At 63.5% G+C, this 19,964-nt stretch carries 20 protein-coding genes; 9 read left to right on the top strand and 11 right to left on the bottom strand.

What is annotated here, in order from left to right; translation table 11 throughout:
- Positions 1–66 precede the first annotated feature (66 nt).
- Complete coding sequence (locus ACOJSI_RS18085; RefSeq protein ID WP_420139705.1) at positions 67–1,788, top strand: FAD-dependent oxidoreductase; 1,722 nt, start codon at positions 67–69, stop codon at positions 1,786–1,788.
- Here ACOJSI_RS18085 and ACOJSI_RS18080 read toward each other — a convergent pair.
- Positions 1,773–2,525, bottom strand: a complete 753-nt coding sequence (locus ACOJSI_RS18080) for a sulfite exporter TauE/SafE family protein (RefSeq protein ID WP_420139704.1) — start codon at positions 2,523–2,525, stop codon at positions 1,773–1,775. The two genes, ACOJSI_RS18085 and ACOJSI_RS18080, sit on opposite strands and share 16 nt — an antisense overlap.
- 78 nt (positions 2,526–2,603) lie before the next feature.
- Here ACOJSI_RS18080 and ACOJSI_RS18075 point away from each other — a divergent pair, with 78 nt between their 5' ends.
- Positions 2,604–3,536, top strand: coding sequence for a 2-hydroxyacid dehydrogenase (locus tag ACOJSI_RS18075; protein ID WP_420139703.1), 933 nt, complete (start codon positions 2,604–2,606; stop codon positions 3,534–3,536).
- Positions 3,537–3,575: 39 nt separating this feature from the next.
- Here the strand turns inward: ACOJSI_RS18075 and ACOJSI_RS18070 are convergent, their stop codons facing one another.
- Positions 3,576–4,208 (bottom strand): hypothetical protein, encoded by a 633-nt coding sequence (locus ACOJSI_RS18070; RefSeq protein WP_420139702.1) that lies wholly within the window; start codon positions 4,206–4,208, stop codon positions 3,576–3,578.
- A gap of 127 nt (positions 4,209–4,335) precedes the next feature.
- On the opposite strand from ACOJSI_RS18070, the gene ACOJSI_RS18065 reads away from it, so the two are divergent.
- The 3 genes from ACOJSI_RS18065 to ACOJSI_RS18055 all read left to right on the top strand — a co-directional run bounded on the left by ACOJSI_RS18065 (position 4,336) and on the right by ACOJSI_RS18055 (position 6,722).
- Positions 4,336–5,007, top strand: a complete 672-nt coding sequence (locus ACOJSI_RS18065; protein WP_420139701.1) for a response regulator — start codon at positions 4,336–4,338, stop codon at positions 5,005–5,007.
- The gene (locus ACOJSI_RS18060; protein WP_420139700.1) at positions 5,004–6,347 is read left to right on the top strand and encodes a sensor histidine kinase; all 1,344 of its coding nucleotides are present in this window, start codon (positions 5,004–5,006) and stop codon (positions 6,345–6,347) included. Before ACOJSI_RS18065 ends, ACOJSI_RS18060 begins: the two co-directional genes overlap by 4 nt.
- A gap of 66 nt (positions 6,348–6,413) precedes the next feature.
- The gene (locus ACOJSI_RS18055) at positions 6,414–6,722 is read left to right on the top strand and encodes a hypothetical protein (RefSeq protein WP_420139699.1); all 309 of its coding nucleotides are present in this window, start codon (positions 6,414–6,416) and stop codon (positions 6,720–6,722) included.
- A 12-nt stretch (positions 6,723–6,734) separates the two neighbouring features.
- On the opposite strand, the gene ACOJSI_RS18050 is transcribed toward ACOJSI_RS18055, so the two are convergent.
- From ACOJSI_RS18050 to ACOJSI_RS18030, 5 genes are all read right to left on the bottom strand, one after another.
- A complete protein-coding gene (locus ACOJSI_RS18050) occupies positions 6,735–7,001 on the bottom strand; it encodes a DUF6894 family protein (RefSeq protein ID WP_420139698.1) in 267 nt (88 codons plus the stop codon).
- A gap of 48 nt (positions 7,002–7,049) precedes the next feature.
- Complete coding sequence (locus ACOJSI_RS18045; RefSeq protein WP_420139697.1) at positions 7,050–7,232, bottom strand: hypothetical protein; 183 nt, start codon at positions 7,230–7,232, stop codon at positions 7,050–7,052.
- Positions 7,233–7,420: 188 nt separating this feature from the next.
- On the bottom strand, positions 7,421–7,708 hold the full coding sequence (locus ACOJSI_RS18040) for a CsbD family protein (protein WP_420139696.1): 288 nt from the start codon (positions 7,706–7,708) through the stop codon (positions 7,421–7,423).
- Between the two features lie 66 nt (positions 7,709–7,774).
- Positions 7,775–8,623 (bottom strand): aspartyl/asparaginyl beta-hydroxylase domain-containing protein, encoded by an 849-nt coding sequence (locus ACOJSI_RS18035; protein ID WP_420139695.1) that lies wholly within the window; start codon positions 8,621–8,623, stop codon positions 7,775–7,777.
- Between the two features lie 32 nt (positions 8,624–8,655).
- A complete protein-coding gene (locus ACOJSI_RS18030) occupies positions 8,656–9,894 on the bottom strand; it encodes an amidohydrolase family protein (protein ID WP_420139786.1) in 1,239 nt (412 codons plus the stop codon).
- 191 nt (positions 9,895–10,085) lie between these two features.
- Here ACOJSI_RS18030 and ACOJSI_RS18025 point away from each other — a divergent pair, with 191 nt between their 5' ends.
- The 3 genes from ACOJSI_RS18025 to ACOJSI_RS18015 are packed head-to-tail and all read left to right on the top strand — an operon-like array spanning position 10,086 to position 12,522.
- Positions 10,086–10,613 carry a sigma-70 family RNA polymerase sigma factor gene (locus ACOJSI_RS18025; RefSeq protein ID WP_420139694.1) on the top strand — a complete coding sequence of 176 codons (528 nt, stop codon included), beginning with the start codon at positions 10,086–10,088 and terminating at the stop codon, positions 10,611–10,613.
- 4 nt (positions 10,614–10,617) lie between these two features.
- Positions 10,618–11,364 carry an anti-sigma factor family protein gene (locus ACOJSI_RS18020; protein WP_420139693.1) on the top strand — a complete coding sequence of 249 codons (747 nt, stop codon included), beginning with the start codon at positions 10,618–10,620 and terminating at the stop codon, positions 11,362–11,364.
- 12 nt (positions 11,365–11,376) lie between these two features.
- The gene (locus ACOJSI_RS18015) at positions 11,377–12,522 is read left to right on the top strand and encodes a 2OG-Fe(II) oxygenase (protein WP_420139785.1); all 1,146 of its coding nucleotides are present in this window, start codon (positions 11,377–11,379) and stop codon (positions 12,520–12,522) included.
- Positions 12,523–12,541: 19 nt separating this feature from the next.
- On the opposite strand, the gene ACOJSI_RS18010 is transcribed toward ACOJSI_RS18015, so the two are convergent.
- The 4 genes from ACOJSI_RS18010 to ACOJSI_RS17995 all read right to left on the bottom strand — a co-directional run bounded on the left by ACOJSI_RS18010 (position 12,542) and on the right by ACOJSI_RS17995 (position 16,330).
- Positions 12,542–13,651 (bottom strand): winged helix-turn-helix domain-containing protein, encoded by a 1,110-nt coding sequence (locus tag ACOJSI_RS18010; RefSeq protein WP_420139692.1) that lies wholly within the window; start codon positions 13,649–13,651, stop codon positions 12,542–12,544.
- A 104-nt stretch (positions 13,652–13,755) separates the two neighbouring features.
- Positions 13,756–14,019, bottom strand: a complete 264-nt coding sequence (locus tag ACOJSI_RS18005; RefSeq protein ID WP_420139691.1) for a hypothetical protein — start codon at positions 14,017–14,019, stop codon at positions 13,756–13,758.
- A gap of 77 nt (positions 14,020–14,096) precedes the next feature.
- The gene (locus tag ACOJSI_RS18000; RefSeq protein ID WP_420139690.1) at positions 14,097–15,116 is read right to left on the bottom strand and encodes a LacI family DNA-binding transcriptional regulator; all 1,020 of its coding nucleotides are present in this window, start codon (positions 15,114–15,116) and stop codon (positions 14,097–14,099) included.
- Entirely contained in the window at positions 15,113–16,330 is a 1,218-nt protein-coding gene (locus ACOJSI_RS17995) for an MFS transporter (RefSeq protein ID WP_420139689.1), read from the bottom strand. The genes ACOJSI_RS18000 and ACOJSI_RS17995 overlap by 4 nt, the downstream gene beginning before the upstream one ends.
- 386 nt (positions 16,331–16,716) lie before the next feature.
- Here ACOJSI_RS17995 and ACOJSI_RS17990 point away from each other — a divergent pair, with 386 nt between their 5' ends.
- Positions 16,717–19,899: a TonB-dependent receptor gene (locus ACOJSI_RS17990; RefSeq protein ID WP_420139688.1), complete on the top strand. Its 3,183-nt coding sequence runs from the start codon at positions 16,717–16,719 to the stop codon at positions 19,897–19,899.
- Positions 19,900–19,964 lie beyond the last annotated feature (65 nt).

The following is a 19,964-nucleotide window of genomic DNA, read 5'->3' as shown; positions in this document are numbered from 1 at the left end:
GGTGCAACATGAAGGCTGGTGGTGTGGATGCTGAGGCCGTCTCAATCGATTGCCGAGGGAGCGCAGTTGCGCGGCGACGTATGTATCGTCGGGACGGGTCCCGCTGGTCTTACATTGGCATTAGAACTGGAACGATCGGGGTTGCAGATCATCATGATCGAGGCAGGCGGCCCGCAGGTCGAGCCATCGACCCAGGACGCGTACGGCGGCGAGGTCGTCAATCCGGTGCATCCGCCTTCGCAGATGTACCGACAGAGACGGCTGGGCGGATCGAGCGGAATTTGGGGCGGCCGATGCACCCCCCTGGACGAACTGGATTTCGTGGAACGCGATCACGTTCCCTTCAGCGGCTGGCCCTTTCCACGATCCGAAGTCAGCCCTTATTACTCGCGCGCGCAAGATGCGGTGGAGGTGGGCGACTACGACTATCATGCGGCCACCGCGCTTGATGACAAGCCGCTGATCGAAGGCTTTCGCGATGCCTATGTGCAGACCAGTAATATCGAACGCTATAGCCCACCGACGCGTTTCTGGCCGCGCTATCGCGAGGCACTGATCCGATCACGCAACGTGACTGTGGTGACCGGCGCGAGCTGCATACGCTTCGATGCCGGAGACAATCATGCCGTGGTCCAGGCCGCGGAGTGCGTGGGAAAAGACGGACGCCGCTTCACGGTCAGCGCGCGCTCCTTCGTCGCCGCCGTCGGCGGCTTGGAAACCGTGCGGCTGCTGGAATTCTCAAAGCTGGGCCTGGGCTCAGGATGGCTTGGGCGCAATTACATGTGCCATGTCGAAATCAATTTCGCGGGGTTGCGGCTCGTGCCGCATGATCGCGGCGTCGTCTATGGCTTCGAGAAATCCAGCGACGGTATCTATGTGAAGCGCCGCTTCACCCTTAGTTCGCAGCGTCAGGCGCAGTTGGGCATCTTGAATGCGGCAGCACGCATCCACCATCCCAGCATTCTCGATCCCGACCACCGCGACCCGGTTCTGTCGGCCCTTTTCCTGGCGCGCAAATTCATCATTCCGGAATATGCCCGCCATTTCTCGATCGCGAACGGGCGCGGCGACGCGGGCAAATATAGCCTGGTGGATACGAACCCGGTCATCCGGGCGGTAACGGAGCGGCAAGGCTTTTTCGGCCAGCACGTCCGCAATGTCGCGCTGGGATTGCCCGGGCTGACGAAGTTCGGAGCATCCTGGATCGCGCAGCGCTACATCGCGCCACGCAAGGTGCCGTATATCGCGCTGCGTAATGCCAACGGCTCCTATGCGCTCAACATTTATGGGGAACAGGCGCCCAACCGCGACAGCCGCGTGATGCTGGGCGATACGGTTGATCAAAACGGAGTGCCGCGGCTCAAGATCGATTGGCGCGCCCAGGACATCGATTACCGGACGCTCGCCTACACCATCCGGGAAATCCGCCGCGCCCTGGAAGAAAGCGGCTGCGGGACAATCGAATTCGATGATCAGCAGCTTGATGAAGACGTGCGCGCGCAGACGGTTCCCGTCGGGGGTCATCATATCGGCACGGCGCGGATGTCCGACGATCCGCGCCAAGGCGTCGTCGATCGCAACGGCCTGGTGCATGGAACCAGCAATCTTTACGTCGCAGGGGCCGCGACTTTCCCGACGTCCGGCCAAGCCAACCCGACACTAACGATCGTTGCCCTGTCGCTACGGCTGGCCGATCATTTGGGACATAGCCTGTCCTCGAACCATGGCGCGCGCGCGATCCGGGACACGGCCGAAGCGCAATTTACCCTGGATCAGATCCCGTCATAGACCAGCTTCACGCCGATCAGCAGCATCAGCCAGTAGATCAGCGCGTAGAAACGTTCCGCGTTTACCCGTCGCACTAGCCAGACGCCCGCCAGGGTAGAGGGGATGGCGATCGGCATCAGGATCAGGCTGGCCAACAGATGGGCGCGGGTGAATTGCCCGAGCGCGAGATAGGCCGGCACCTTGATCCAATTCAGTGCGGCGAAGAAGATGGCGGTAGTGCCGACCAGAAGGTCGCGCGGCAACCGGCGCGGCAGCACGTAGATTTGAAAGGGCGGCTGGCCGGCATGCGCGATCTGGCTGGTGATACCGGACGCAAGCCCCATAGCAAAGCCGAACCATCTTGGAGGATTTGCCGGCGCCGGGACCCTGCCGCCACGCTGCATCCACAAGCTTCGGATCGCGAAGAGAATGGAGATCCCGCCGAGCGCGATCTGCATCGCGGCTTCGGGAACGCGCGAGGCGAACAGATAGGCAAGCGCCACGCCCAGCGCCGCCCCCGGCAGCATGATGACGAGGATCGATCGGTCCCAAGTTCGCCGAAATGCCCAAACGCCAACCACATCCTGGGCAATGAGGATCGGTAGCATGATGGCGGCCGCCTCGACCGGCGAGATCACCAGTGCCAGCAAGGGCGTACCGAGCGCCCCTATGCCGACGAAGCCCCCCTTGCTCAGCCCCAGCAGGAGGACAGCAAGACCGGCCGCCGCAAGGAACCAGGGATCGTGCAACCGCGCCATCGCCTCGCTCTCGCTGCTCGCGCGGGATTGGACAAGGCTGCGCTTGGAACCTGGCCCTCGCCACGCCTAAAATGTGGCATGTACAATTCCCGTCCGCTTATTTTCATCGCCCACCCCCTGCTGGGGTTCGTACTTGATCCTTTGAGCGAACATTACGAGGCGCTGCCGCTATGGGTTGAGGAGAATAAGCAGCGGCTGGCCGAGGCGCGCGTGCTGGTCGTTGCAGGCGAATTCCGGATCGAGCCTGCCTTGATCGATGCGATGCCGCAGCTGGGGCTGATCGCGTGCTTCAGTGTCGGCTATGACGGGATCGACGTGCCGGCGATGCGGGCACGCGGCATTGCCGTGACCCATGCGATGGACGCCAATAGTGAGGATGCGGCGGATCACGCGATCGGCCTCATTCTTGCGCACCGGCGCGAGATCGTCGTCGGCGATGCCAAGGTGCGCAGCGGTGGCTGGAGCAACGGCAGCAAAGCGCTGACCCGTTCGCTTGCCGACACGTCGCTCGGCATCGTCGGGATGGGGAGCATCGGTCAGGCGATTGCGCGCCGCGCCGATGCCTTGCGTCTTCACACCTGCTGGTGGGGGCCGACGGAGAAGCCAGATCTGCCGTGGCCGCGTGCGGACAGCCTGGCCACGTTGGCGCGGGACAGCGATATCCTCGTGATCGCGGCGCGGGCGCATGCGGGCAACGAGAAGATGATTTCGGCAGAGATCATCGATCAGCTCGGTCGGGATGGCTTGCTCGTGAACATCGCGCGGGGTCAGCTGATCGATGAAGACGCCTTGATCGCGCGGCTGCAGGATGGGCGACTGGGAGGTGCGGCGCTGGATGTGTTCATGCAGGAGCCTACGCCGCCGGCGCGATGGCAGAACGTACCGAACACGATCCTGACACCGCACACCGCTGGCGCGACCGATGCCGCCATCGCCACCATGATGACGATGCTGCGCGCCAATCTTGATGCTTTTTTTGGGGGAGGGCGTCTGCCTACTCCCGTTACCTGACGAGAAGCCGGCGGGACGCTTGGTCCCGCCGGACGAGGTTCATTTGGCCGGCGCCGCGACGGCGGCCGTCGCCGCAGGAGGCGGCGGCGGAGCGGCAGGAGTGCTGGCAAGTGCCGCAGGCGCGCCCGCAGGCGGCGGCGGCGGAGCCACGCCCGGGGGCGGCGGCGGCGGAGCCATGCCTGGGGGCGGCGGCGGGGCCGATTCACCCGGGCGTGGTGCCGGCCCGAGCGGCCCGCCCGGCCCCGGAGGGCCGCCGATCGGGCCAAGCGCGGTGACCTTGCCGGCCGCATCGACCAGGAAAGACGCATGCAGCACGCCACGGTCAAATTGGCCCTGTGCTGTTATGGGTGCGCCGACGCTGGCAAGCGAACGGTCATCGCCCTGAGGCCCGGTATCGACCAATGCGCGTGCGCTGCCGTCGTCGACGACCAGTTTGTTGCCAAAAATCTCGGCGACACGTCCACGCACGGTGACGATGCCGCTGCTGTTCGGCAGGCTTCGGATCGCCACCGGGGTCAGCGGTGCCATCTCGACCGATGGCCCCATTTCGCGGGCCACTACGGCCCCTGCGACGCTGCCCACCGCGAGCACCGCGGCCGTACCGGCGATCACCGGCAGACGCCGGAAGCTTGCGAACCGCCCTTGGCGGCGTTCCTGATTCGCTTCAGTCATGAACATCACTCCTTCGTTGGATGTCCATGTCTACGCCGCGCCCGCTATCGCCGACTGAACCGTGCCGTTCAGATTGGGTTTAGTCATCAAAGTTACGCGCCATCGCTCATCGGCAGGAGTTCCATCTATGCGCGTCTTGCTGGTCGAAGATGATGCCGATCTTGCACACGGCATCGCCCGCGCATTGCGCGCCGAACATTTCGCGGTGGATGTCGCCGATAATGGGGAAGACGGCGGTCACCTGGGAGCAACCGAGGCCTATGACGCCGCTGTGCTCGACCTGGGCCTGCCTAAGCGGGACGGCATATCCATCCTGGCCGAATGGCGTGCGGCGGGTCGATCTTTACCGGTTTTGATCCTTACCGCCCGCGATGCCTGGTCCGACAAGGTGCAGGGTTTCAAGGCGGGCGCCGACGACTATCTGGTCAAGCCGTTTCGGGTGGAGGAACTGGTGATGCGTCTGCGCGCGCTCGTGCGGCGTGCGGCCGGCCACGCCGCCAGTGTCATCCAGTGCGGGCCGGTCAGCTTCGACGCCCAGACTGGCCAGTTCGAGCAGGATGGGCTCCCACTGAAGCTGACCGCGTTCGAATGGCGCGTTCTGTCCTGCCTGATCTTGCGCAAGGAGATCGTGGTCGATCGCATGGATCTGTTGGAACGCGTGTACGAACAGGATGCCGACGTCGATTCCAATTCGCTGGAAGTCATCATCGGCAGGCTGCGCCGCAAGATTGGGCCCGACATGATCGAAACGGTGCGTGGGCGCGGCTATCGTCTCACAGGAGAATCCGCGTGCGAATGATGCCGCGTTCTCTGTTCGGGCGCCTGCTCGGCACGGCCATCATCGCAATCGTGGCCGCTTTGCTCTTCGCAGCCTTCACGATCGGACACGTGCTGGAACATTTCGTAATGCGCGGCCTGGACGACCGCTTGGATGCGCAGATTGCCGTGCTTGCACGTGCTGTTCGCCCAGACGGCAGGATCGCCCTTGGCCGCGCGGTGGATCTGCCGCCGTTCGATCAACCGGGCAGCGGCTGGTCTTGGCAGGTGCGTGCGCCTGGCGGAACAATACGATCGCGATCGCTAGGCGCGGCCGATATCGTGCGCCCTGCCCCGCCCACCCTGCCGCTGGCGCCGCCTCCCGGCCCGAACCCGGCCGCGCCGCATCCGTTCGACGGCAGCGATCCATCCGGGCTGACGATCCACGGGCGCGCCTTGACGATTACGACAAAGCAGGGGCCGGTGGAGATACTGGCGGCGGGGCCGCGGGCTGTCGCCGAACGGCCGCTGCGTGAAGCTATGGCGCCTTTGATACTGTCGCTGCTCGCGCTCGGCGTGGCTCTGTCGGCAGCAATCCTGGTTCAGCTACGCGTCGGGCTGCGCCCGATCGGCCGCCTCCGCACCATGCTGGCCGATGTCCGCGCCGGCCGACGCACACAGGTGGAGGCCAGCGAGCCGAGTGAGCTACTGCCGCTGATTGAGGAATTGAACGAACTGATCCGCAACAATCGCACGGCGCTGGAGCAGGCGCGGGGCCATGTCGCCAATCTTGCCCACGGTTTGAAGACGCCGCTGGCGGCATTGCGGCTCGATCTGGACGATCCGTCTGCCCGGAAGCTCGCGCGCCATGTGGACCGGATCGATGCGCAGATCCGCCATCATCTGGGCCGCGCGCGTGCCGCCAGCACCGGCAGTACCGGCAGCGCGGCGACGGCATTGGCGCCACAATTGGACGGACTGGTCACTGCGCTGGGCCGGATCCATGCCGATCGGTCGATCAAGGCGCATCTTGCGATACCAGATCGTCTGGCGGTGCTCTGCGATCCCCAGGATCTGGACGAGATGGTCGGCAATTTGCTCGACAATGCATGGAAATGGGCCGCCTCTGCAGTGCGGGTCACCGCCGTCTCTGAAGGACGGATGGTCGCGATGCACGTCGAGGATGACGGTCCCGGCATTGCCCAGGACTTGCTTGCCGCCGCGGTCGAACCCGGTCGCCGGCTGGACGAACGGGGCGACGGTCATGGTTTCGGATTATCGATCACGAGGGAGCTGGCCGAGTTGCATGGAGGCACGCTGATGCTGGCGAACGTTTCCAAACGCGGACTGCGTGCTACCTTGCGGCTCCCTATCGCATTTTGATCTAACCTCATGCTGCAGCGCACAAATTCGCTTGCGATTCACTCTTAGGTCAGGCAAAATCACGACATGGAATCGAGCAAAATGGTGCTGGAGGCGATCGCCCTCCAAAAGTGCATTGAGGCGACGTATAACCGTACGGCGATCAAGCTGGCGCCCTATATCCTGTACACCAAACATGGTGAGCTGTTCGTCGATGCGGTGACGGTGGAGCGGGAAGGTCGCCCACCGAAGGAGACGAAACTCGGCACGTTCAAGCTCGCCGGCCTGACGATCCGGGAGATCATCAGCCGCTCATTTCAGCCCGAGCCCCTGTTCAACAGCGCCGATCCCAAATATGCGGGAGCGACCCTGTTTGCGGTGGAAGCGGCCGCCTAGCTTCCTTCCTTTCTAGGTTATCGACGCCGTCATCGGCACCTGCATCAGGCGGACATGATCCTGATCTTCGATGACCAGCGTCACCGTCACTGAAGAAAATCCGCCTTTCAGCTCATCGGCAATAATGTCTGCGCCGGCGCAGACCGCTTCCTTGCGCGCAGCCTGCTCATCCGCGCAATCGCGGCCGACCTCATCTTCAAGAACGCCCTCGCCATTTTCGAGGTGAATGTAAAAACGCGGCATGGCGTCAAAAAACACATCTGCCGGGGGTCGTTCCATCCAATTGGCATGCTTGACCAACTGGCGTTAAAATGTGCTTTTCAGATCCTATGCCGCCGACGCGGGGCGGATGAGCGCGACCTTGCGCGCCCCTTCCCAAATTTCGATCGCATTCTCATGGCCGAGCCGTGCTGCCTCATCGCCGGCTTCGGCGTCCGTCTCGACCGATACGACTTCCGATCGGATAATCCGATCGCTCGCGTCCAGTAAGTATAATCGATAATTTGGCATCGCCCCGCCCCTTGTGAGGCGGCCCGCGAGACGCAGCGCCGCACGACAGCATCTCTATTCCTGCTGTCGATGGCGCGATGATTAGCGACTTTGTTACGCAGCCGCATTGCCCTCGATCAAGGCCTTACGCGACGGTGGCACACCGCCACGCAAGCCGGCGGGCCGACATCGGCCCGCCGATAAAGCGGTCAGCGCTTGCCGCGCAACGTGTTGAGTACGGCCAATCCAACCACGCCTGCCAAAGCCGCCGCCGCGAACGGGCGCTTGCGGGCAAATCCCTTGGCCTGCTCCACCATCGGGCCAACCCCGCCGGAAAACGCCTCCGTTGCCGCGCCATAGGCCTTCTGTGCCTTGCCGGAGAGCTGACCGGCGACGCCTTCCCCCTGCAGGGAAGAATTGCCCGTCACGTTACCAGCGGTTTCCTTGACCTTGCCGGTGATGTCCCGGCCCTCGCCGCTCAATTGATCGTCATTCATCGCTTATCATCCCATTGATACCGCCGTCGTGACGGGTTCGGGCTATCAACGGGCAGACCTGTATTTCTATCCGCCCTTGTTCCAATCGCGCACACGCCGTCGTGCATCCTGCACGAAGCGAGAGCGCTTCACGGCCCACAGGAAGAGCCCGCCGATCACCCGGCCGGCACGACCGGTAGGCCGACGAAACTGGATCAGAAGGACAACGCGCACCTCGTCGGTATCGTTCGCCACCTCATGTTCGAACGTATCATCGAAGACGAGCGCCTTGCCGGGTTGCCAGTGCAGCTTCTGATCGACCACCCGCATCCAGCAATTGGCGCTGTCTCGCGGCACGTTCAGCCCGAGGTGGCAGGTCATGATCGCCTTGGTCACGCCAACATGCGCCGGAATATGCGTGCCCGGCGCCAGCACCGAGAAGAAGGCCGAGTTCAGGTCCGGAACCTGTTGCAGCAGGGCGTTGGTCCGCGGGCAGCGCTGAACATTGGCGTCCTGCCGATAGCCGTAGCCATAGAGGAAAAAGGATCGCCATTTGCGGGGTGGCGCAATATCGCGGTGATCGGGCGAAATCTCCGCCAGCGGGGGAACCGCGTCAATCTCCTGCAGCACCGCTTCCGCCTCTGCCCGGATCTCGGTCCAATGATCCTCCAGCGCGCGGACCCAGGGAAATTGCCGCGGATCGTGAACCGGCTGATCGCCGACCTGCGATGATCGGGCGACTACCCGATTGACGGCCGGCTGCAGGCGCCGGCCTATCCGCATCCACAGGGGCTGGGGCGGGACCAGGGCTGCACTGGGCATGTCGGTCCGTTCCGCCGCGTCCTTCAACCCTTCGTCACCTCGCGGGCGCAGCTCCGACACTCGATCCCTTTCCATCTCCGCCGTCGAGCGGCCATCCCGAGGATGATCCGGCATGACCCGTGCCTACCCGATGTCGCAGCCTCCTGTCATTCGCGCACGATGACCCCACCCTTAATCACCAGCCGTACGTCCTGTACTGCCGCGACGTCGCGGGTGGGATCGCCTGCAACGGCGATGATGTCTGCCAGCAGGCCCGGCTTGATCGTGCCGACATCGGCGAGATGGAAGATGCGGGCATTGCCGGACGTCGCGGCGGTCAGAACCTGCACCGCAGCCATGCCGGCTTGCTGCATCAGGATCATTTCGCGGCTGTTCGCGCCATGTGCGAACACGCCCACATCGCCGCCGACGCAGATCGGTACTGCCGCAGCAAGCGCCAGGCGAAAGCTTTGACGGCTTTCCGCCACCGCCGGCGGTGCAGGCTCTTGCCCGGTCCATCCGCGATAATGCGCGACCGCGTCGGATGCCGCGAGCGTCGGACACAAGGCAATGTTCTTCTCGTGCATCGCCCGGAAGATTTCGGGCGTGCCGCCATAGCCATGCTCGATCGTGTCGACGCCGGCAGCGATGGCGCGCCCCATGCCCTCCGCCGTAACCGCGTGGACTGCAACCTGCCGGCCGGCATCATGCGCCACGGCGGCACCCGCGGACAGTTCGGCCTGCGTCAGTGTCGCGCGGCTCGGCTCCTTGGGCAGATAATGATAGTCGGCATACATCTTCACGACGTCCGCCCCGGCTGCGATCTGATCGCGCGCCGCGCGTACCATCTCCTCAACACCGCTCACTTCCTGCGCGCCCTGCGGTATGCTCAGGCCGGGTTCGAAACCCTTGGGACCATAGGCACCGCGCGCCACGATCGCGCGTGTGGCGATCAAGAGGCGCGGTCCAGGCACCACCCCCTGTTCGATCGCCTGCTTCAGTCCGGCATCGGCGTAGCCGGCGCCTTCCGTGCCGAGATCGCGCTCGCTCGTGAAGCCGGCCATCAGCGTGGCGCGTGCATGCACCACCGCCCGCGCCGTTCGCAGCGCAAGCGGCTCGTGCAGGGCCTGATCGTCCCAGCTCGTCTCATTATAGGGGTGCAAGAAGAGGTGGCTGTGGCCTTCAATCATCCCGGGCATGACCGTCTCGCCCGGCAAATCGATCACGCGCGCCCCTGCCGGGGTCGCCAATGCGGGCCCAACGGCCGCAATATGGTCGCCCTCGATCAGAACCGCCCAGCCCGCATGCACGGTGGTGCCGTCGAACACGCGATCGGGGCGTAGCAACAGGGCCGGGCCGGCGGCGACCGCTGGCGGCGCAAGCGCAAGGATCAACGCGATCAGGATCTTCACAGCCGCCCCCTCTTCGCCCGACTGCGCAGGCGATAGCGCGGACAGATCGCATCGCAAACCACCACGGCTCTTGGGACGGCGCCATGCCGGATGATTAAGTTCACATGGGTGGCCCTGCGCGGGTCAAGCTTCGCCGACGGTGCCGCCGGGATGGAATAAAAGTCGCGCCTGCTCGTATATCGGGCATGACCAATTGGGGTTCGAGCGATGCGACCGAGCATGTGCCTGCGCTTCGGCGCTATGCACGCTCGCTGGCGCTCGACCCGGTCGCGGCCGACGATCTGGTCCAGCAGGCGCTGTTGCTCGCCTACGAGAGTCGGGCGAGCTTTAAACCAGGCAGTTCGTTGCGCGCCTGGCTGTTCGCCATCCTGCACAACCAATTCATCAGCGGCCGACGCCGCGCCGGTGTGGAACAGCGCGCCTTGAGTGAGATCGCCCGCCGCAATGAAGAGGCTGTCGAGAGCGGCGCCGAGCATGCGGCGCTTCTGCGTGAGACGGCGGATCGCTTTGCGGCCCTCCCCGAAGGGCAACGATCCGCGCTTCATCTGGTCGCCATCGAAGGGCTGTCCTATCAGGAAGCCGCCGCCACGCTCAATGTCGCGGTCGGCACGATCATGTCACGCCTGAGCCGTGCGCGGGCGACACTACGCGAGGCAGCAGACCGCGTGACGCACAACCGACTGCACATCGTGGGAGGCAAGGATGTATCCTGAAGCCGTGAGCGCATTAGAGCTGGACGCTTATCTGGACGGCGAGCTGGAGCAGAGCCGTTGTCTTGCGGTCGAGGAATATCTCTCCCGCAATCCGGAAGCCGCCGCACGGATGATGGCCGATTTCAGTCGGCGCACGGCGCTGCGGCTGAGCCAGCCGCATTTGGCGGACCGGGCCGATCTTGCCGCGGCAGCCGCGCAGCTCGACGTTGGTATGCGCACACCAACGCGGCCGCTCACGCACTTTCTGGGACGCCGCAAGTGGATGAGCGGGTTTGCCGCGGCGGCCGCAGTGGCAGCGCTGGTCGTGATCCCCAATGCGCCGATCGCGCGGGCCGGGCCGCCTACCTATGTCGGCGACGCGATCCAGGCCTATCATACCAGCCTGCTGCGCGCGGACATGCCCTCGCAGCTCGAAACGCCGCGTTTCGATGCGCACGATGTGCAGCGCTTCACCCGCATTCGTGTCCCCGTCATCCCGTCGGGCTGGCGCGTGACCGACGTGCAGCTCTTTCCGTCGGAAGAGGGCCCAGCACTGCAGCTCATGGTACGAATACCGGACGGCTCCACCGTGTCGCTCTTCGCCGTGCGCACGCCCACCCACGCGCCTGACCAGCCCGCCACCATCCAGAAGGGCCGGACGACCGTCGCCTACTGGCGCAATGGCGACATGGCCTATGCATTGACCGGCGTCGATGCACCGGCCGCGCTGGACTTGGCGGCGAAGGATTTGGCCGACAATGGGCTTGGCTAGACGTTGAGCACGATGATGGTCACCCCGCCGGTGGCGCTCAAGGCGGGCGAGGCGGCACCCCTGTTCGTGGGGGCTACCCTTGGCGGAAATGCGAAATTTCATTTCGACACGGCAGCGGGCTGCCCGACCGTGCTGCTGTTTCTTGGCAGCGGTCGATCCGCGCAGACCGCGGCCGCGCTGGCGTTGCTCGGCCGCCATCGCGCCACGTTCGACGACCGTCAGGCGCGCTTCTTCGGCGTCACCGTCGATCCGGACGACGCGGGCAGCGGACGGATTGCGCGGCAATTGCCCGGGATCCGCTGGTTTCTGGATTATGATGGCGCGATATCGCGCGCCTATGGCGCGGCTGAGTTGACGCCCAGCGGCACGCGGTTGGCGCCATGCTGGTTCCTGCTCGACGCGATGCAGCGGATCGTCCAGCGTGCCGACTTGGCTGATGGGCCGGCGCTATTCGCGACGCTTGCCCAAATGATCGAGTCGACGACCGAACCGACCAGCGCGCCGGTGTTGATCATACCCCGCTTGTTCGAGCCGGATCTGTGCCGGACGCTGATCCAGCAATATGAACAACATGGCGGATCCCGATCCGGCTTCATGCGCGAGGAGAACGGCCAAACAGTCGCCAAGTTCGACGACGCCTTCAAGCGCCGCGACGATTACCATATTCGCGACGAAGGCTTTCGCGCGATGCTGCGCGAGCGATTGGTCCGGCGATTGCTCCCCCAGATCGAAAAGGCCTTTCAGTTCCGCGCAACACGGGTCGAGCGCTGGATGGTCGCCTGTTACGACAGCGCGAGCGGCGGCTTCTTCCGGCCGCATCGCGATAATACGACCGCCGGCACGGCGCACCGCCGCTTCGCCTGCACAATCAATTTGAATGCGGACGAATATGAGGGAGGCGAGCTGCGCTTTCCGGAGTTCGGCCCAAGCACCTATCGCGCTCCCACCGGCGGCGCCGTCATCTTCTCTTGTTCGCTCCTGCATGAGGCAACGCCGGTCACGCGCGGCAAGCGTTATGCCTTCCTGCCCTTCTTCTATGACGATGCCAGCGCCAGACTGCGCGAGCGCAACCAGACACGGATGGCGCCGGAGTTGGCAGGGTATCGCATGGACGGACCAAGCGACGACGACCGCGGCACGCCTAAACAACTGGCGTAATCACTTGACAGGCTCGACCTCAGTCGGCTGCGGCGGCTCGCGACCGGCGAAGCAGATCGGCAATAGGCACGCCAGAAGCGCTCTCGACCCGTTCCAGGCCTAGCCATTGCGCCGTCACGGCGAGTTCGGACGATAGGCGCTCCGGCATGTCCGACGGCGCGGTCGCTTCGCCATGGGCGCTCTGAACCAGCAACCGGCCGGTCTGCCGATCCGCCTTCAAATCGACGCGGGCCGCGATCTGCCCATCCAGCAGGAAGGGCAGCACATAATAGCCATGGATACGCTTTTCCGCAGGCACGTAGATTTCGATGCGGTAGCGAATGCCGAACAGCCGCTCTGCGCGCGATCGCTCCCAAATGAGCGGATCGAACGGCGCCAACAGCGCCTGCCCGGCGCTACGGCGGGGTTTGCGCGCGTCCGCGTGCAGGTAAGCGGGCTGGGTCCACCCACGCACGCGAACCGGCTGCAGCCGCCCCGCTTCGACCAGCTCGGCGATACGGGGATGCGCGTCCTCTGGCTTCAGCCGAAAATAGTCGCGCAGATCGGTTGCCGTGGCGATACCGAGCGCGCGCGCCGATCGTTCGATCAGATCGCGATGCGCCTCTGCCTCTTGCGGGGTCGGCGTGTCCCGCACGGCCGCCGGCAATACGCGTTCCGACAGATCATAGACGCGCTCGAAACTGCTGCGCCGTGTCTGCGTCATGATGCGGCCTGACCAGAACAGATATTCCAGCACTCGTTTCGTCTCGCTCCAGCCCCACCATCCGCCGGGACCGCGTGTCTCCGCTATGTCGGACGCTGCGAGCGGTCCGTCGGCCGCAATGCGGGAGAACATGGCGGCTGCTTCCGGCGCGCGATCCGAGGCAAAGGGCTTCAGATTGGCCCATATGCCGGTGCCCCGCGCCGCGCGCTCCATCCGCCAGCGCAGCAGCGGCTGCAGATCCCATGGCAGCAGGGACGCTTCATGCGCCCAATATTCAAACAGCCGGCGCTTGCTCTTCGCACCCCAGGCGGCCTGATCGAGCAGGTCGCGCGGATAGGCGCCGAGCCGCGAGAAGAGCGGGAGGTAGTGTGCCCGAACAAGCACGTTGACGCTGTCGATCTGATGCAGGGCAACGCGATCGAGCACGCGCCGCAGATGATCGGGACGAATCGGGCCCTCAGGCCGCGCATGGCCGAAACCCTGCGCCGCCAGCGCGATCCGCCGGGCCTCTGACGGGGAAAGCGTGTCCGTCAGCTTTCCTCATCCTCCTGCTCGGTCATTTCCATGAACGTCCGTGCGGCCTCCCGATCAGCCTCATCCTCGAACGCGACATCCAGATCCGGCGCGCCGCCCAGCATGTACAGCAACGCCCACATGGCAAAGCGCCGGCCGCTATCCTGCTCCATACCGAGATCGACACGCATCCGATCGATCCCCGCGATCAACGCAGATTGGGGCACGCTCGAAAGGTCGTCCGTGCCGAAATAGCGGCGCAGCTGATCGTCAAAGTCCATGGCATCGCTTAGGCCGCCGCAGCGCGCCCGCCAAGCGTCCTGCGCCGCGTAGCGCCGTCGCCCTCATGCGAGCGTGTTCAGCAGGAGGGATCGGTGCTGCCGCGTATCTTGAGGGAATAGTCCATCGAGCGGCGGAAACCGACGCTATGCTCGGCCTGACGATAATAAGGATCGGTCAGCATATCGACGGCCGCTGCCGCCATCGCCGCCTTCGGCTGATGAATGGTGGTAAGCTGCGGCCAGGCCAGGCGCGACGTGGGCGCATCGTCGAACCCGCCGATCGCGAGTTGTTGGGGAACGTCGAGATGATGTTTCATTGCGATCATCAACACGCCCAATGCCATGTCGTCGTTACTGGCGAAGATCGCGGTCGGCGGCTCGGGCGAGGACAGCATCTGCTCGCCCAGTTCGACACCGGAGCGAACCGAAAAGTCCCCCTCCATGACCAGGCTTGCTTCCACCGGCAGGTCTGCCGCCACCATCGCCTCGACGAAGCCGGCATAGCGTTTACGCGATGCGCTGTGGGCCGGATCCCCCTTGATGAACCCGATCCGGCTGTGGCCGCGCGAGATCAGATGGCGCGTCATTTCGGCCGCGGCGGCCTGTTCGTCCATGCGCACATAGCCTGAACGATCTTCGGCACCGCTTGGGGAGATCCGGACATAGGGGATCTGGGCGGCGTCCAGAATGTCGAGCACTCTCGCATCGTCGCATAAGGGCGGCGTCAGCATCACGCCGTCCAGGCGCAATGTTTTGACGCTCTCGGTCAGGTCACGCGCCCAATGCGGATCGGATCGATCGATCGGCTCGATGAGCAGATGATAGCTGCGTTCGCGGCAGCGCTTCAGCGCCCCCAATTGCACGTCGGCGGCATAGCCGGAGCCGGGATCGTCGGTGAGGAAGCCCAGCAGATAGGATCGCGAACTCGAAAGGCTGCGTGCGAAGGCGTTCGGCCGGTAATCGAGCTCGCGCACGATCCGCAGCACCTCTTCGCGCTTGTCGGCGCGGACATGCGCTTCGCCATTGATGACCCGCGACACGGTCTTGGCGGAAACTCCCGCCCGCGCTGCGACATCCTTAATCGTTACTACCGTCAAAACCCGCTTCCTCGGCACCGCCGCGCAAAGGCGGCCACTCCCAGATAACATCCCGCCGGCAACGCCAACGATGCGGCAAGCCCCAGCTGGTCGGCAAGCATCCCGGTGAGCAATGGGACGATCGCCCCGCCCACCACAGCCATGCACAATAACGTCGCTCCTGGCGTGGCAAGCCGTGGATCGGCCGGCAACGCCAGTACATAGATTGTCGGGTACATGATCGAGTTACACAGACCGACCGCCAAGAGGGCAAGGCCGGCGCCGATGCCCTGCACCGTCGCTGCCAGCAATGTGAGCAGCGCCGCGCCAACGGCCGCCCCCATCAGCATTATCGCAGGCGAAAGGCGCCGCATCGCGAAGGCACCGCATAGACGGCCGATCATCGCACCTGCCCAATAGAGGCTTACCAACCGGGCGGCGGCAACCGAGCCGATACCGAATATCTGCGGCTGAACCAGATAATTGACCAACAACGCCCCGATCGCGACCTCGGCCCCCGTATAGGCGAAGATCGCCAACGCCCCGGCAACAAGGCGACGATCGGCCAAGAGCGTCGTCCAATCCATTCGAACACCGGCGGGTTGGGCAGAGCCGACCGGCGCCAACAGATTACGATGGAGCAGGAATGCCAGCGCCAGCGTCGCCAGCACGCATATGGCGAATAGAAACGGGGGTGCGATATCCATCAAGGCGGCGTGGCGGGCGGCCGTCGGGCTCTTGAGGATGAACGCCGCACCGACCAGCGGCGCAGCCACGGTGCCGACCGAATTGAACGCCTGCAGCAGATTGAGGCGCGAAGCCGCCCCGCCGGCGCCGCCGACAACGGCCACGACCGTGTTGGCGGCGATCTGCAGAAAAGTGATGCCCGCGGAGAGGGACAGGAGGGAGAAGAGCAGTAGCGCGTAACTATGGAGACCATGGGACCACAGGAACAGTCCGCAGGACAGGGTCATGATGGTGAGCCCGACCACCGCTGAGCGCATATAACCGATCCGGATGATCGTCATGCCGATCGGGAGGGCGAACAGCAGATAGGACAGGTGAAAGGCCAGCTGGACCAGCAACGCGCGGGCGTAATCGAGCCCATAGACCAGCGTCATACGCGGCACGAACAGGCTGATCAGCGAAGAAAGGAACCCGCCAACGAAGAAGACGCCGATCGACAGGCGGAACAGCCGCGCAGCGATCAGATCGGTATTTGCCGCGGCAGCCACCGTCTTTTCTTAGCCGACAGGACGCCACACGCAACCCCGTCCGATCTGACTTGACATCGATGTCTAAATCGAACGATATTGTGCCAGATCCCGCCTCTCTGGGATCTACCCCTACTCTCCGGCCGGCATTCCGCCGAGAGAGCTGACGGCCGCCAGGGCGAATGCCCGGTGGCCGTTTTTTTGCCTCTTTTTATACGCTTGTCGGTAAATTTTGACGCGATCGGCAGCTCGAGGCCTGCCAATTCGGACGAGAAACCTTGATACCGCTAACATCTCAGTCTTTGACATCGATGTCGCCTGTGATAATTTTGCCGGCAAGCAGGAACACACTGCTTCGAAAAATGAAACCGGTGCCATGGGAACGGCACCGCACAAAGGGAGGTATCATGAAAGGCTTCGGGCTAACCTCGGCGCTCGCGCGCTCGGCTTCGGCAATCGCGATCGTTACTTGTCTAATTGTACCAAGCCTGGCGCAGGCGCAGACCGCCTCCGGCAGTCCGACCGACGCGCAGCCGACCGCGGTCGCACCGGCGACAGCACAGGCGACGCCCGCGGAAGCTGCGGGTGGCGGCACAGCCGACGAAGTCGTCGTCACCGGCATCCGTGCATCGCTGGAACGATCGATTGCCATCAAGCGCAATTCGACCGGCGTCGTCGACGCGATCTCTTCCCAGGACATCGGCAAATTTCCCGACACCAATCTGGCTGAATCGCTGCAGCGCATCACCGGCGTTTCGATCAACCGAGTCAACGGTGAAGGTGCAACCGTCACGGTGCGCGGCTTCGGCCCACAGTACAATCTGGTGACGCTGAACGGGCGGCAATTGGCCGCTGCGAACATCACCGTCGTCGGTGGTGACCAGAATGGCGACAGTGCGGGCGGTTTCGATCGATCGTTCAACTTCTCCAATCTTGCATCCGAAGGCGTGAAGACGCTGGAAGTCTATAAGACCGGTCGCGCAGCGATTCCGACCGGCGGCATCGGCGCGACGATCAATGTCGTCAGCCGGCGGCCGCTGGACGGCCAGGAAGGCGGCCTTACCGGCAGTATCGGCGGCAAAGCGTCCTACGACACCAGCGCCGACGATTGCGTGAAGTGCGGATCGAAGGTGACACCCGAAGTCTCGGCCGTCCTCAATTGGACGAACACCGAGCAAACCTTCGGCGTGTCCGTGTTCGGCAGCTACCAGAAACGCAACTTCTCGGTACCCAGCGTCGCCAATAATGGCTGGAATATCGTCCCGATCGCCGACTTCATGAATACCGGCGGGCCTTACATCAACAGCTCGACTGTGGTGAAGAATGCGCCGACCAGCGGCTATGTCGGCATCCCCGACGATTTCCGGTACCACTTCTCCGAAGATCGGCGTGAGCGGATCAACGGCCAGGGATCGGTCCAGTGGAAGCCCACCGATACGCTGCTGATCACCGGCGACGTGCTCTATGCCCAGGACAAGCAGTCGGAACGCCGTTCCGACACCTCCAACTGGTTCAACCGACCGTTCGACCAGGTCACCTTCAACAGCAATCCCGGCGTCGCCACCGCTATCTTCCTGCACGAGATCGAGCAGGGATCGACCAAGGATAGCGGTGCGGAGCAAGCCTATCGCGCGCAGAAAGGCACGGTGAAGGACTTCGGCTTGAATGCAAAATGGGACGTTTCCGATCGTTTCACGATTTCCGCCGACGCGCATGTCAGCACCGCATCGAGCTCGCCCGACAATCCCAACGGCGTCAGCTCGACCGCGGTCGCCATCAGCTCGCCTATCCTGTCGGAATATGGACTGGATCAGAGCACGGGTTTCCCGCAGCAGCAGATCTCGTTCAACGATTCCGCCAAGGGCAACAATAACGGCGTCTGGGACGAAGGCGATCTCGCTACCCAGCAGAACCGCCAGTTTGCATCGTGGCAGCACCAGAATCTGAAAGAAGGCCGGATCGATGCCGGCTGGGATTTCGGCAACGGCGCTCGCTTCGATTTCGGCGGCGACTATCGCAAATCGAAGGTCACCCAGCGGCAGTTCAACACCATCCAGACGCTGGGCGACTGGGGCAACGCCAATCCGCGCGACGTGATCCAATATGCGCCGGGCCAGGTCTTCGAATTCTGCACCGCCTGCCAGTTCCACCATAACGATCCCAAGGCGAGCGGCGCGGGGCTGATCGGCTGGCGTACCGAAGACGCGACGAAATTGTATAACAGTCTGTTCGATGCCTATCAGAAACTTGGTCACAACATCCGCATCGACGCGAACAACAATAATCGCGTGAATGAGAATATCGCCGCCATCTATGGCCAGTTCACGTGGAAGGGCCAGTTCGGCAATATGGACGCCACGCTGGTGGCCGGCGCACGCTACGAGCGCACGACCGTCCACTCGACCTCGCTCCAGACAATCCCAACCGCCCTGGTATGGCAGGCAGATAATGACTTCACGATCCTGCAGTCAGCGGATCAACAGCCCATTTCAGCCAAGGGCAAATATAACAATCTGCTACCGTCGATGGATTTCCAGCTCAACTTCACGTCCAATCTGATCGGCCGCTTCTCGTTCAGCAAGACGATCTCCCGGCCCAATTATGGCGATCTGTTCGCCGCGACCACGGCAGCCCCTCCGGGCCGGCCGACGACGCTTGGCGGCACAGCCGGCGGCAATGCACATAATGCCGACCTGCAACCGCTGATTTCGGACAATTTCGACCTTTCACTTGAATGGTATTTCAAGCCGGGAAGCTATGTCTCAGGCGGCTTCTTTGAGAAGCGTGTGCAGAACTTCATCGGCAACAGCCTGGTCAGCCAAAATCTGTTCGGCCTGCGCGATCCAACCGCAGCGACACCCGGTAGCCGTTCGGGCACTGCCAAAACGGCCTTGCAGGGCCTGGGCTACGATCTCAGCGACGTGAACTTGTTCACCTACACCGCGCTGCTGCAGCAGAATAACAACAACACCGCGGCCGCCACATCGATCTTCAACCAAAATTACAATGCAAGCACGCGATCGCTCAATCAGGCGTTCGTCGACTCCACGTTGGCGGCGGTCGATATTGCGGGCGATCCCAACGATCCGTTGGCAGATTTCCTGGTCAGCACCCCCATCAACAATAAGAATGCCAAGATCTGGGGCTTCGAACTGGCAGGGACCTATTTCCTCGGAAATACGGGCTTTGGTATCGCGGCGAGCTACACGCTCGTGCGCGGCGACGTGAAGGCGGATGTGAATGCGGACCCGACCGCCAACCAGTTCGCGCTGATCGGCCTCAGCGACACGTACAACATCACGGGCATCTATGATAAGAACGGCATCTCGGCCCGGATTGCCTACAATTACCGCAAGAAGTTCCTGACGGAGCTCAACCGCGGCGGCAGCCACAATCCTGTCTTCGCAGCCCCTTATGGCACGCTCGATGTGAACGTCAGCTATGACATCACCCCGCATCTGGCCATATCCTTCGAAGGGATCAACCTGACCGAGGAAGGTATCCGTACCTACGGGCGTGACAAGGTCCAGACCTTCTTCCTGCAGGAAGGTTCGGCACGCTATCTGCTGGGGGCGCGTTTCAAATTCTGAAGCGCCGCGACGGATGTTCAAAGGGGAGGCCGCTGTTCGCAGCGGCCTTTTCTTTTGGCGTCACA

The organism is Sphingomonas sp. (assembly GCF_048595155.1).
GTDB lineage: Bacteria > Pseudomonadota > Alphaproteobacteria > Sphingomonadales > Sphingomonadaceae > Sphingomonas_I.
This window is presented reverse-complemented; position numbering and strand designations above follow the sequence as displayed.